Genomic DNA, 12,176 nt, shown 5'->3' with positions numbered 1-12,176 from the left:
CGCAAGCGGTGGACCATGCGCTGGAAGGCCCCACTCAACGCCTTCCAGATCGCCTTCGAGGGCCGCCTGACCCCGAGCAACAACTGACCACTCAACAACCAAGATCAGCCGTTAAATTGACACACCCGTGGTCCCCGACCATGACCCCGACCACGGCATCCCACGCGACGCGTTGCCTGATCGTGACCGGTGGTCGGGGCTGGTGGTCGCCAGCCTGATCGGGGTCAGCGGGTGGGGTGCCCACATGGATCTCATGCCCGCCTCCCCGGCGCAGCTGGAGCTTTCGCCGTCGCCGTGCACGGCGGATGCCCCGCAGTCGTGCCAGGAGACGGCCGCGGGGACGTCGCACCGAGCGGTCCCCGAATGCCGGCACAGGAGAACTCTCCAACAAGCGTCTGGACGAGCACGCGACCGCCGCTGGTCAACGCGACGAGCCTGATGGCCTGCTCGGTCCTCTTCCCTCGGCCGCCTGATCCCAGATCAGGCGGCCTACCTGCGTTTCCGACCAATTCCGACTCCAAGAAAGAGCAAAACCTCATGGCCAAGACCAGGCAGGCCATCACCACCCGCGCCGGCGCCGTCGCCGTGGAAGCCTCGACGCCGTCATTCTGTTCACCGCCGCCGGCCTCGGCGGCCTGGTGGGCTCCTACGTGCCGGGCCTGCCGTCCGCCGTGTCCAGCGCGCTCACCGGCGCCTTCGGTCTCGCCCTCGCTTTCGGCGTCATGGAACTGCTCGACTCGTTCATTGGGCTCACTCCGTGCGCTCACGCGCATCCCGTCCCCCCGTCCTCCTCGGCGTACGGGCTGAACATGGAGGAGACGGAGGAGGACCTGCCCAGCAGCACCGAGGACCTCATCGACCGCTTGTCCGAGGCGGCCCTGGACGGTGCCGCCCACCAGGCCGCGCTCTTGTCCGGAAAGGTCGACCCCGCACACAACCTGCTGAACAACCGCAAGCTGTGGGTCGGCATCGACGGCACCAGCGCCCTGTTCCCCCTCGCCGAGGGCCCGCACCTGCACTACCGGAAGAACGACGGCGAGGGCTTCGCGACCCACGACTACACCTTCGTCGTCACGGACACCGAGGACGAGCCGGTCCCCGTCACGTCCATGGCGCAGGTACGTGACCTCCTGGAGCAGCACGTCAACCGCCAGCCCGAGGTGGAGCCGGTTGGCGCCTGACCTGCCGGACCCCTGTGCCGCCCCCTCCCCCTCGCGGAGCCGGGGCAGTGCAGAGGCCCGACAGGCAGGCTCCCACCGACACGGCGTCGGCAACTGGAGTGCAAGGCCGGGATGTACGGCTCCCGCATCATCGCGGTCCCGGCGTTTCATACCTCGCAGACCTGCGGGAAGACCGACCCGGAGTCCCGCAAGGGATGCGGTCGCCTGTTCTCCTGCGTCCACTGCGGCCACGAGGACGACGCCGACCACAACGCCTCGATCGAGATCGAGGCCCGAGCCGCCGGACGGGCGGCTCGGTCACCAACAGCACGCGCAGCACCACGGTGCGAGTCCTGGCCCCATGCCGGAGGCGGACGCGTGAAGCCCTCCCGGCCCCCACGGGCAGCCGAAGGGAATCTCCCTGCTACAGCAGGGAGACAAGGCATGAAGCTCTTCAGCCGCAACAAGGACACCGACCCCGGTCCCCAGAGGGTGCTTCTCGTCGAGGGCATGCACTGCACCAGCTGCGGCCTACTCATCGACAACGAGCTGGAAGATATCCCCGGCGTCCGCTCCTCCAGCACCGACGTGAAGGCCGGACGCACCACCATCCGCCTGGGCGAAGGCGCCGACGTGGACAGCGCCGTACTCGTCGCGGCGGTGCAGCAGGCCGGCGACTACACGGCCCGGCGGCCGACTGACCCGACCGCGCTCGCGGGCAGAGACCCCGGGGGTGGTTGGCCGGGAAGCCAACCGGCCGACCACCCGCTGGCGAGCCAACCGCGCGTGCGGAAGCGAGGCGCAGCGCAGAGGATGGCACCGTGCCCAAGCCGAGAAACAACGAGCGACTGCGCCGTTACTGGGACAAGCACGCCCGCTCGTACGACCGGCAGATGCGGTTCTTCGACCGCACTCTGTTCGCCGAGAGCGGCACCTGGGTCTGCTCCCAGGCCAATGGCGACGTGCTGGAGGTCGCCATCGGTACCGGACTGAACCTGCCCCTCCACCCTCCTGGCGTCCGGCTGACCGGCATCGAGTGGAGCCCACAGATGCTGGCCATCGCCCGGCGCCGCGCCCACGAGCTCAGCCGCACCGCAGACCTGCGCGAGGCAGACGCCCAGGCCCTGCCGTTCCCCGAAGCCTCCTTCGACACCGTGGTGTGCACCCTGTCGTTGTGCGCGATCCCCGACGACCAGCGCGCCATCGCCGAGATGAGCCGCATGCTCAAGCCCGGCGGCCGACTCCTGCTGCTGGACCACGTCCCCAGCTCCGCCTGGCCTCTCCGCGCGCTCCAGCGGCTCATCGAGCTGGTCACCGTTCCGTTCGGCGGTGCGCACCTGCTGCGCCGACCGCTCCGGCACGTCCAGGCAGCGGGCCTGCAGATCGAGCAGCGGGACCGGCTCAAGCTCGGCGTCGTCGAACGCCTCGCCGCCCGCAAGCCCGCCCGCGTCCCGTAGGCGTCGGGGTCGGATTCGCGCAGCTGAAGCCGAGACCTCGCGTGCTGCCCGTACCGCGTCATGCCCGAGGGCCGGATTACGCGGCCTGGCCAACGGACTGACGCAGTGCCACGCCGACCCGGCGCAGGGCCGCTCAGCTCTCAGTCCGGGCCGGTCCAGTCGAAGGGGAAGTACTTGCTCGACTTTCCCGAGCGCTCCCAGGAGAAGCCGTACGCGTCGGCGCGGTCGGTGGTGGCCCGTCCCCAGGTGGCGACCTGACCCGGCCCCACTTCGGCGCCCGGCGCGTTGTGCACCTGTACCCGTGCCCCTTCCGGGGTGGTCGGTCCGGTCAGCGCCTCGGCGCTTGCCGATACCCGCCCGGGGATCTCCGCGCGCCAGGCGCCCAGATCCTCGTCGATCTCCACTCGGATGGGAGTGAACTCCATACCCCGCATCTCGGGGCCGAACATCTCAGTGAACTCTGCCGGCCATCCGCCCGCCTCACCGCCGAAGATGCTCTGGAGGGCGGCGCGCTGCCGGTCGTCGGCGCGCTCGTCGAAGAAGACCGCGGCGTACGCGTCGGTGTGCTCGCGGGCCCAGGCGTTGCCGACGAAGGAGCCGAGCATCAGCACATTGAGACCGTCGAGCCGCACATCGCCGAAGTTGCCTTCCCGGATGTGCCAGGCCAGCACGCCTTCGCAGTCGCCGTAGGTGGGGGGCTGCGCGAACGTACAGGGGCACGGAATGGCGCACTTGCACACATCGAACCAGTCGCCGACCAGGTGCCACCGCGTATCGGTAGTGACCTGCTCTGTCATGTCGCTTCCCTCCCGTCGAGCCCAGGGGAGCTCACTCGGAGTGGCGAGACTGCGTGTCCCGAGCCCGCTGTCGGGATCGCGAGGCGGCCTCCGTTCCAGCGTGCGCCTCACCGGCCCAGGAAGCGAACGGCTACATCGACGACTCGGACATCTGAAGGCCGGGCAGCAGCCCGCCCTGGAACGGGGCGAGTGCGGCCAGGACCAGGAAGGCGATGCCGACCGCCCAGGTGAGCCACGGGCCCCACCGCCACAGCTTCTCCAAGAAGATCACCGCCGCCAGCCCGGCCATGGCGCCCACGTTCATCACACCGAGCGGGATGAGGACGATCATCAGGCCCCAGCAGCAGCCCACGCAGTAGAGCCCGTGGTGCGCGCCCACGCGCAGATCGCGGGCCCACGGCCGGAAGCGCGCGTACCGGATCAGGTGCGCCAGCGGGTTGCGGCAGTGCAGCAGACACACCCGCTTCAGCGGCCCGCACTGATACAGCCCCGCGAGCAGGAATACAGCGGCGCCGAGCCAGCGACCTGCATCGGGGTTCGCGTCCACCAGCCTCCCGGTCGCCGCCAGTACCCCGTAGGCGACCAGACCGAATGCCGTCCAGGAGAGCAGGTAGCCCCCGGCGAACTGGGCGATGCGCGCAGCGCGGGTGGCGCCGACCGACTGCCTGCCGATCGCCCGCGCCCAGGTGATGGCCACCGGCGCCACCGAGGGGAACATCATCGCCACCATCATGGTCACCCACAGCAGCAGGAAGAGCGGCAGCGCCAGACCCATCGTTCCCGGCTCCATGGCCATGTCGCGGGACTGGGCGACGGTGAGGACCCATGCCAGCCCGGCGAGCAGGACCATGAGGATCCACACGGCGGCCAGATCACGCCGCGGCAGGAGGTTGCCAGACTGTGCCAGCGCGGGGGCCGGGATGCGGACGTGCAGCATGGCGCTCCTCCCAAGGGCCGCTCCCTGGTGCGACCGCCGGGCGGCGCGTCACCACACGATACGAGCGGCACCGACGGCGGCTGCCCGCGGGCGTGACGAGTCGGCCCGGTTTCCTCCAGCAGATCACAGAAGCGGGTGCTGGAGGAATCGGGCCGTTGGTGGTCGTCAGCCGTCAGCGATTCAGGGGCTGGAAGCGCCGCAGCCGCAGGCTGTTGGAGACCACGAAGAGCGAGGAGAACGCCATGGCACCTCCGGCGATCATCGGGTTGAGCATGCCGACAGCGGCCAACGGCAGCGCGGCGACGTTGTAGGCGAAGGCCCAGAATAGATTGGCCTTGATCGTACGAAGGGTGCGGCGGGCCAATCGGATCGTGTCCGCCGCTGCTCGCAGGTCTCCTCGTACCAGGGTCAGATCCGACGCGGCGATGGCCGCATCGGTGCCGGTGCCCATGGCCAGGCCCAGGTCGGCCTGGGCGAGGGCGGCCGCGTCGTTGACGCCGTCGCCGACCATCGCCACCACCCGGCCCTGATGCTGGAGACGTTCGACTTCGGCGACCTTGTCCTCGGGATGGACCTCGGCAATCACCGATTCGATGCCAACCTCCACCGCGACCGCCCGGGCAGCCGCCGTGTTGTCGCCGGTCAGCAGCACCGGAGTGAGCCCGAGCCGCTTGAGCTCGGCGACCGCTTCGGCGCTAGTGGGCTTGACGGTGTCGGCGACCACCAGCGCGCCGCGCACCTGCCCGCCCCAGTCGGCGAAGACAACCGTGCGGCCCTCGGCCTCGGCCTCCTTCCGCGCGCGGGCAAGCTCCTCGGGCAGCACCAGGCCGTGTTTCTCCAGCCACGCGACCCGCCCCGCACGGACCGTGTGTCCCTCGACTTGCCCGGTCACACCCCTGCCCTGTGTGCTGGCGAAGCCGGTCACGGCGGGCAGCGAACCGAGGCGCTCGTGCGCGCTGCTGGCAATGGCAGCGGCGATCGGGTGTTCGCTGGCATCCTCCAGGGCGCCGACCAGCCGCAGCACTCCCTGCCGATCCTCGCCGTCGGCCGGGACGACGTCGACGAGGCGCATCCTGCCCTCGGTGACGGTGCCGGTCTTGTCCAGCACGACGGTGTCGATCCGCCGGGTCGACTCCAGCACCTCGGGCCCGCTGATGAGCAGCCCGAGCCGGGCGCCACGTCCGGTGCCGACCATCAGCGCGGTCGGCGTCGCCAGCCCGAGCGCACATGGGCAAGCGATGATCACCACAGCGATGGCCGCCGTGAGCGCGGTCGCCGCCGAGGCTCCGGTCAGCAGCCACGTGCCGAACGTGCCCACCGCGAGGGCGATGACGACCGGCACGAAGACCGCGGAGATCCGGTCGGCCAGGCGCTGCACCGCCGCCTTGCCGGTCTGCGCCCGTTCCACCAGCGCGGCGATCTGCGCCAGCTTGGTGTCCGCTCCGACGCGCGTGGCCCGTACGGTCAGCCGTCCATGGCTGTTGACGGTGGCGCCGGTCACCGCCGAGCCAGGCTCGACCTCGACCGGCACGCTCTCCCCCGTCAGCAGCGACTCGTCCACCGCCGAGGCGCCCTCGACGACCACACCGTCCGTGGCGATCTTCTCCCCGGGCCGTACGACGAACAGGTCCCCGACCGCCAACTGCTCCACCGGGATACGTACTTCGGTTCTGTCGCGGAGAACCACGACGTCCTTGGCGCCCAGGTCCATCAGCGCCCGGATCGCGTCCCCGGCCCGCCGCTTGGCCCGGGCCTCGAAGAACCGGCCCGCCAGCAGGAACGCCGTCAGAACGACGGCAACCTCCAGATACAGGTGCTCCCCGCCCAGTGCCAGAGTCCCCGCGCTCCACAGGTAGGCGGCCAGCACCCCCAGCGACACCAGGGTGTCCATCGTCGCCGACCCGTGCCGCAGGTTCAGGGCCGCTGCCCGGTGGAACGGCCACGCCCCCCACGCCACGACCGGAGTCGCCATCAGCAGCGCCCCCCACTCCCAGCCGGAAAAGTGCAGGGCGGAGATCATCGACACGACGACGACCGGCAGACCCAGCAGCACCGAGGCAATCAATCGGCGGCGCAGACCGGCGACGTGCGCGCCCTCGGCGTCCACCGCCTCTTCCTCGGCGGCCGGGGCTTCGGCCCGGGGTATTGCAGCCCCGTAGCCGATGGCCTCGACGGCGGCGACCAGCTCCTCCACCCCGACCCCGGGATTCTGTCGCGTCACGTGCGCGGTTGCGGTCGCGAGGTTCACCGTCGCGCTCACGCCGGGCAGCTTGCCCAGCTTCCGTTCGACCCGTGCCACGCACGAGGCGCAGGTCATCCCGGTGATGGCCAGTTCTATGGACTGCTCGGCATCAGCCCGCGTACTGGTTTGCATGGACGGTTCCTTATCTCGTTCAGTCTCGTACGGCCGGTGCGATCACGGCGAAGCCCTGCCCGGCGGCAGGGCGCCAGGTCAGCTCGCCTCCGTACAGGCGGCGCAGGACAGCAGGCGGGTGGTGGTAGCAGAACACAGAGGTGGCGGCGCCGACGATGGCCGGGGTGTCGATGAACAGCGGTAACTCGGCCAGGAAGTAGCGCACCGCGCGCTCGACCTGTTCCTCGTCCGGCGTCTGAGCGGCGGGCAGCTTCCCGGCCAGCACCCACCCGGTGGCCTCCCGGCAGGCCGCCCGGAAATCCGCGTCCTCGGCGTACCGGCGCAGCCCGCTGTCGTGGAGGCGGCCGAACGCCGTATTGCTCTCCAGCTCGGCCCAGCCCAGCACGCGCTGGTCCGCGTCTGCCCGGCCCAGCGAATCCAACGCGGTGATGATCTTGTTGCGGGTGTACTGGCCCTGCCTGCGCGCCTTCCACGCGGCCTTCCCGGGGGGTAGCCGAGCGCCTCGAAGGTGTACGCGCTCGGCGCGTCGGGCACGAAGAAGTCCACCCGCTCGAACCGCTCCAGCCCTCAGGCCGCCAGCTCGCGGATCCGGGCGGTGGAGAAGTAGCTGTTGAACGGGCTGATCCCGAAGCAGGCGTGCTCGGCCCGCTCGACGACTTCGGCGCACCGGCCGCTCAGCGGTGTCACCGCCATCGCCGCCATACAGCCGTCGCCCTGATCTGTGCTCATGACCGGACGCTAAAACCTTGTCCTTAGGGCAAGGTCAAGCGCACACTGGCAGCACTCGCACGAACAGAGCCCCCCTCATGCTCACTGTTGGCCGCATCGCCGCCCGCACCGGGCTCAGCCCCAAGGCCGTCCGCCTCTACGAGGCCAACGGCCTTATCGACCCGCCCGAGCGCACCGCCGCCGGCTACCGCACCTACACCGACGAGGCAGTGCCCGTCCTCGGCTTCATCCGCCAGGCCCAGGCGCTCGGCCTCAGCCTCAAGGAAATCAAGGACATCCTCGACCTCCAGCGCCGCGGCGAACAGCCCTGCGCTCTCGTCACCGATCTCCTCGACAAACACCTCGACGACATAGACCGCCGCATCGCCAACCTCCAGGCCCTCCGTACGACCCTCCAGCACGCCCGCGCCCAAGCCGACCAGGCCGCCGGCCGCGGAGAACAGGCCCTCGTGTGCCGGATCATCGAGAGTGCCGCCTCTGGCGAGGGGACCTGAGCGGCGCACGTGACGGCGGCATCCCGCCGTACACCACGGTCCGCGACGTGCTCGGCGCCCGTATCGCCGAGAGCGACGCCGCCGTCGCCGAACTCCCGTGCGCAAGCCCCTCACCGACATCCGGCAGCGGGCCGGCGGCTGGCCCGACGCGGCCCTCAACCTCGCGGCCGCCGGTGCGTGGGGCAACGAAGCCACCCCGGCACCCCGAACCCGGAACAGCAGGCGAGATGGGGCCACCAACCGTGCTGCGCGGAGCCATCCTCACCGTCGGCATCACTGCGACCGTGGTCATCATGGTGAGGTGATCCCGTCACACAGGGTGCGTCGCAGCTGGTCGGCCGCGGGGACACCCGCTAGTCCGTGCGGGGTCTGGTAGACACGGCACGTCAATCCCGGCGCCTGGCCGGGCTCGGCGAAGAGGTCCCGGCCGTCGATCAGGAAGGTCGGCGAGCCGGTGAAACCTGCCTGTTCGGCCTCGTCCTGGTCGGCGATGAGGCGCGTCGTGAACGTCACGTCGTGCATGCCCGCCTCGTCGAGCGCCTGACGGAGCCGGTCGGCGGCGGTCGCGGCGTTGGGGCAGTCGGGGACAGTCAGCAGCTCGACCTTCATGTCTCCAGCATCGCGCGCTTCGGGTGTCGGTTCAGCAGGTCAGGCGCAGCAGTCGCATCCGGGCTGGCAGCCGCACGCATCGGCCTCGGTCTGCACTGCAGCGGCGGGTGCTGCGCAGCAGCCCTTGCCCTGCCAAGCATCGCGGCCCTCCTTGGCTGCGACTGCAGCGATCACCAGGGCGGCGATCGGATCCGCCCACGCCCAGCCCAGGGTGGCGTTGAGGACCAGGCCGAGCAGCAGCACCGCGGATAGGTAGGTACACAAAAGGGTCTGCTTGGAGTCGGCGACCGCCGAGGTCGAGCCGATCTCGCGCCCAGCGCGGCGCTGGGCCGCGGACAGGAACGGCATCACCAGGAGGGACAGCGCCGCCAGCACGATGCCTGGAATCGAGCGTTCTGCCTCACCGGTGCCGGCCAGCCCGCGGACTTCTCCTGCGAGTCGCCCGCCGGTACCCCCGTTCGACGCGGCGGGCGCCTGTCGACACACCTCAAAAGAGATGACGGGACTCTTACGCCGGCGCTGTGGAGGCTGACATGCGGGTGTTCGATGGTGTGCACTTCTCAGCGGCCGAATTATCGATCTTGTGATGGAGTGAGCATGCGAGGGATACGTTCCATGGTCGCCGCGGCCGCGGGCCTGGCCGCCGCCTTCCTCAGCGTTCCTACCGCCGCGTGGGCCGCCACCCCCGACGTCCCCGAGACGTTGCGGATCTCCAACGGCCCCTACGAGGGCTTCCAGTTCTGTGGCGCTCAGACCCCACCGACGTTCAGCACCACCAACAGTTCCGCACCGCTGTTCGCCGCCTCGGTCAAGGGCGTGGACCCCCAGCCCAACCTGGGCGGGACGATGGAGCTCGCGCGCCCGGGCGAGCAGCCGTTCCGCACCTTCCAGGTCAGCACGGGGCCGGTTGGCCACGAGTGGGGAATCCAGACTCCCACCAGCACATTCAGCCCGGGTGACTACCAGTGGCGGATCCGCGCCGAGGGCCCCGACGGCCCGTCCGCCTGGTCCGCTTGGTGCACGTTCACCGTGACCGGCCCGGCGTCCACGCCCACGGAGTTCTCCTACAGCCCCGACGGTGGCAAGCACTGCCTGGATGTGAGCGGCGCCAGCAAGGAAAACGCCGCGAGGGTGCAGGTGTGGGACTGCAACGGCTCCTTGGGCCAGACCTGGAAGATCACGCCCGAGGGCACCATGGTGAACCCGAACTCGGGCAAGTGTCTGGACGTGGCCAACGGGGGTACCGCCAACGGCACCAAGGTACAGATCTACACGTGCAACGGCACCGGCGCCCAGCAGTGGCGCTACGACCAGCCCACCCCGGCCGCCTTCACCAACCCCCAGTCCGGCAAGTGCCTGGATGTGCCCTACTCGAACTTCACCAACGGCACCCAGCTTCAGATCCACGACTGCAACGGCACCAGCGCCCAGATCTGGAAGCAGCTCACCCCCGCCTGACCAGTCCTCCGGGGCAGCGCCCTCTGCCGCGCGGCTTCAAGGGCACTGGCGGCAGCTCCGGAGCCGGCAGCGGGGCGCCGCCGTACCCCTTCACCTCACCGAACCGGGTCCCCGTCATCCAGTCCCTGCGCGCCTGCTCGATCTCCTCCTGAGACCGCCCGATCCAGTTCCAGAACATGATCAGCCACTGCCAGATGAACGCCACAGTGCCGCAAGAGCCCAGCGCATGAAGCGGCACGATCTCGCCCTGTCGGCGGCCTCGGGTGAGACGGTCGTGGATGCGCGCGCCGTCGGGCTGCCGTACATGCGGATGCAGCAGGGCAGCCGCGGCCACGAGCGAGGTGTTGATCTCCTGGCCGGCGGCCGGGTAGTACGCCTCGTGGGCGAACAGCAGGTATACCCTGCGCTGTTCGGGACGGTCCTGCAGGTGGGGCATGTGCGGTTCCTCCTTCGTTGTCGAGATGGGGTCCCGTACTCGGCTGAGAGCTGGAGGCTGTCGCAGGCTCCGGGCGAAGAGGGACCCAGCGGCTGCTGTGCGCCGAGCCGGTCTGTCGGGTGGACGGCGCGTCGCCCTCGGTGGGCGCGGATGATCTGGCTGGTCTGGATGGCAAGTTGGAGCATCAGCCGCTCTTGGGGGGGTGCCCGCCCCGCGGCGGACTCCGCGGCGGCGCTCACCCAGGCTGGAGCCGTTCAAGAAGACGATCGACCAATGGCTGCTGGAGGATCTGGACGTGCCGCCGAAGCAGCGGCACACCGTGAAGCGGATCCTTACCCGGCTCCAGCAGGAACTCGGTGCGGAGATCGCGTACCCGACGGTGTGGGACTACGTGAGCCGGCGTCGCCAGGAGATCGCCGAGGCGGCGGGGGCGACACCTGCGGCGGGGTTCGTGATCCGGCACAACCAGCCCGGGATGGACGCGGAGGTCGACTTCGGCGAGGCGTGGGGGACCTGCCCAGCGAGCGAACCAAGTGCTACCTGTTCGCCTTCCGCCTGGCCTACTCGGGCAAGGCGGTGCACCGCATCACCGCCTCCTGCGGGCAGGAAGCATTCCTGGACAGTCACGTCCACGCGTTCCGCACTCTGGGCGGTGTCCCAGCGGGGCAGATCCGCTACGACAACCTCTCGCCCGCGGTCTCCCGGATGATCCGCAGAAGTCGCTCGCGTGAGGAGCACCCGCACTGGACCGATTTCCGGCGGCACTTTTCGATCACCCCTTCTACTGCGAGCCGGGCCTTCGCGGCGCCCATGAGAAGGGCGGGGTGGAGGGCCAGGTCGGTTACTGGCGCCGCAACTACCTGACCCCGGTCCCGCGAGTCGATTCCCTCGATGAGCTCGACGAGGCATTCGCCCGGTTCGAGCAGACCGAGGAAGACCGCCGGATCGGGATGCGGATCCATACCATCGGCCAGGACTTCGGCTGCGAGGCCCCGCTCCTGCTGCCCCTGCCCGAAGCGCCCTTCGAGACCGGGCTGGCGTTCAACCCTCGCGTCGACCGCTACGGCATGGTCGCGGTCCGTATTTGCCGCTACTCCGTCCCAGTGCGGTTCATCGGCCGCACCGTCCACGTGCTCCTACGCTCCAGCGAGGTCGTCATCTTCCACGGCCGGATGGAGATAGCCCGACACCCCAGGCTCACCACCAAGGGCGCCGAACGGCTGGTGCTGGACCACTTCCTGGAGGTCCTGTTGACCACACCCGGAGCCCTGGCCGGCTCCGAGGCACTCAACCAGGCCCGCCGTGAAGGCACCTTCACCCCCACCCACGAGGCGTTCTGGTCCGCGGCCAAGTATGCCCTCGGCGAGACCGAGGGCACCAAGGCGCTGGTCCATGTCCTGCTCCTGCACCGGCACCTACAACACGGCGATGTGGTCGCCGGAATCCACGCCGCGCTCGCGGTCGGGGCCTGCACCGCAGACGTCGTCGCGCTCGAGGCCCGCAAGGCCACCGAGACTGAAGGCCGGTCCCCGACCGTCGCCGCTACCACCGCGCTGCCCGAGCCGGTCACCCCGCCCGACCTGCCACTGCCCAGCCTGACCGAGCGTCGGACAGCCCGCCTGCCCGCCTGCCCGCCTGCCCGCCTGCCCGCCTGCCCGCCTGCCCGCCTGCCCGCCTGCCCGCCGACCAGCGTCCTCTGCCCGCCCTCGACCGCTGGGACCAACT

11 protein-coding genes and 3 pseudogenes are annotated in these 12,176 nt (G+C 70.1%); 6 read left to right on the top strand and 8 right to left on the bottom strand.

The window, feature by feature from the left end:
• The first annotated feature begins 638 nt into the window (after nucleotides 1-638).
• From ACTWQJ_RS33660 to ACTWQJ_RS33650, 3 genes and pseudogenes are all read left to right on the top strand, one after another.
• Complete coding sequence (locus tag ACTWQJ_RS33660) at nucleotides 639-1,181, top strand: hypothetical protein (protein WP_443310285.1); 543 nt, start codon at nucleotides 639-641, stop codon at nucleotides 1,179-1,181.
• Between the two features lie 111 nt (nucleotides 1,182-1,292).
• A pseudogene (locus tag ACTWQJ_RS33655) lies at nucleotides 1,293-1,823 on the top strand (zinc ribbon domain-containing protein); the annotation flags it as partial.
• 158 nt (nucleotides 1,824-1,981) lie between these two features.
• A complete protein-coding gene (locus tag ACTWQJ_RS33650; RefSeq protein WP_443310284.1) occupies nucleotides 1,982-2,617 on the top strand; it encodes a class I SAM-dependent methyltransferase in 636 nt (211 codons plus the stop codon).
• Nucleotides 2,618-2,757: 140 nt separating this feature from the next.
• Here ACTWQJ_RS33650 and ACTWQJ_RS33645 read toward each other — a convergent pair whose 3' ends face one another.
• The 5 genes from ACTWQJ_RS33645 to ACTWQJ_RS33625 all read right to left on the bottom strand — a co-directional run bounded on the left by ACTWQJ_RS33645 (nucleotide 2,758) and on the right by ACTWQJ_RS33625 (nucleotide 7,454).
• Entirely contained in the window at nucleotides 2,758-3,414 is a 657-nt protein-coding gene (locus tag ACTWQJ_RS33645) for a DUF1326 domain-containing protein (RefSeq protein WP_443310283.1), read from the bottom strand.
• 130 nt (nucleotides 3,415-3,544) lie between these two features.
• On the bottom strand, nucleotides 3,545-4,351 hold the full coding sequence (locus ACTWQJ_RS33640) for a DUF2182 domain-containing protein (RefSeq protein ID WP_443310282.1): 807 nt from the start codon (nucleotides 4,349-4,351) through the stop codon (nucleotides 3,545-3,547).
• A gap of 172 nt (nucleotides 4,352-4,523) precedes the next feature.
• Nucleotides 4,524-6,725 carry a heavy metal translocating P-type ATPase gene (locus tag ACTWQJ_RS33635; RefSeq protein ID WP_443310281.1) on the bottom strand — a complete coding sequence of 734 codons (2,202 nt, stop codon included), beginning with the start codon at nucleotides 6,723-6,725 and terminating at the stop codon, nucleotides 4,524-4,526.
• Nucleotides 6,726-6,744: 19 nt separating this feature from the next.
• Nucleotides 6,745-7,158 (bottom strand): tRNA-dependent cyclodipeptide synthase, encoded by a 414-nt coding sequence (locus ACTWQJ_RS33630; protein WP_443310286.1) that lies wholly within the window; start codon nucleotides 7,156-7,158, stop codon nucleotides 6,745-6,747.
• A gap of 134 nt (nucleotides 7,159-7,292) precedes the next feature.
• Nucleotides 7,293-7,454 carry a tRNA-dependent cyclodipeptide synthase gene (locus tag ACTWQJ_RS33625; protein WP_443310280.1) on the bottom strand — a complete coding sequence of 54 codons (162 nt, stop codon included), beginning with the start codon at nucleotides 7,452-7,454 and terminating at the stop codon, nucleotides 7,293-7,295.
• Nucleotides 7,455-7,531: 77 nt separating this feature from the next.
• Between ACTWQJ_RS33625 and ACTWQJ_RS33620 the strand changes: the two genes are divergently transcribed.
• Nucleotides 7,532-7,948: a heavy metal-responsive transcriptional regulator gene (locus tag ACTWQJ_RS33620; RefSeq protein ID WP_443310279.1), complete on the top strand. Its 417-nt coding sequence runs from the start codon at nucleotides 7,532-7,534 to the stop codon at nucleotides 7,946-7,948.
• Between the two features lie 291 nt (nucleotides 7,949-8,239).
• On the opposite strand, the gene ACTWQJ_RS33615 is transcribed toward ACTWQJ_RS33620, so the two are convergent.
• Both ACTWQJ_RS33615 and ACTWQJ_RS33610 read right to left on the bottom strand, forming a co-directional pair.
• The gene (locus ACTWQJ_RS33615; protein ID WP_443310278.1) at nucleotides 8,240-8,557 is read right to left on the bottom strand and encodes a hypothetical protein; all 318 of its coding nucleotides are present in this window, start codon (nucleotides 8,555-8,557) and stop codon (nucleotides 8,240-8,242) included.
• Nucleotides 8,558-8,596: 39 nt separating this feature from the next.
• Nucleotides 8,597-8,983 (bottom strand): annotated as a pseudogene (locus tag ACTWQJ_RS33610) (cation transporter); the annotation flags it as partial.
• A gap of 171 nt (nucleotides 8,984-9,154) precedes the next feature.
• On the opposite strand from ACTWQJ_RS33610, the gene ACTWQJ_RS33605 reads away from it, so the two are divergent.
• The gene (locus ACTWQJ_RS33605) at nucleotides 9,155-10,015 is read left to right on the top strand and encodes an RICIN domain-containing protein (protein WP_443310277.1); all 861 of its coding nucleotides are present in this window, start codon (nucleotides 9,155-9,157) and stop codon (nucleotides 10,013-10,015) included.
• Here ACTWQJ_RS33605 and ACTWQJ_RS33600 read toward each other — a convergent pair.
• Nucleotides 10,002-10,202, bottom strand: a pseudogene (locus tag ACTWQJ_RS33600) (hypothetical protein); the annotation flags it as partial. The gene ACTWQJ_RS33605 and the pseudogene ACTWQJ_RS33600 overlap by 14 nt on opposite strands.
• A 1,073-nt stretch (nucleotides 10,203-11,275) precedes the next feature.
• Here ACTWQJ_RS33600 and ACTWQJ_RS33595 point away from each other — a divergent pair.
• The coding region (locus ACTWQJ_RS33595) for a Mu transposase domain-containing protein (RefSeq protein WP_443310276.1) at nucleotides 11,276-12,176 on the top strand (901 nt) is incomplete at its 3' end.

This window comes from Streptomyces sp. KR55 (genome assembly GCF_052245645.1).
GTDB classification, from domain to species: domain Bacteria; phylum Actinomycetota; class Actinomycetes; order Streptomycetales; family Streptomycetaceae; genus Streptomyces; species Streptomyces flavusporus.
Note: the sequence above shows the minus strand (reverse complement) of the source record. Positions and strands in the feature narration are given on the sequence as shown.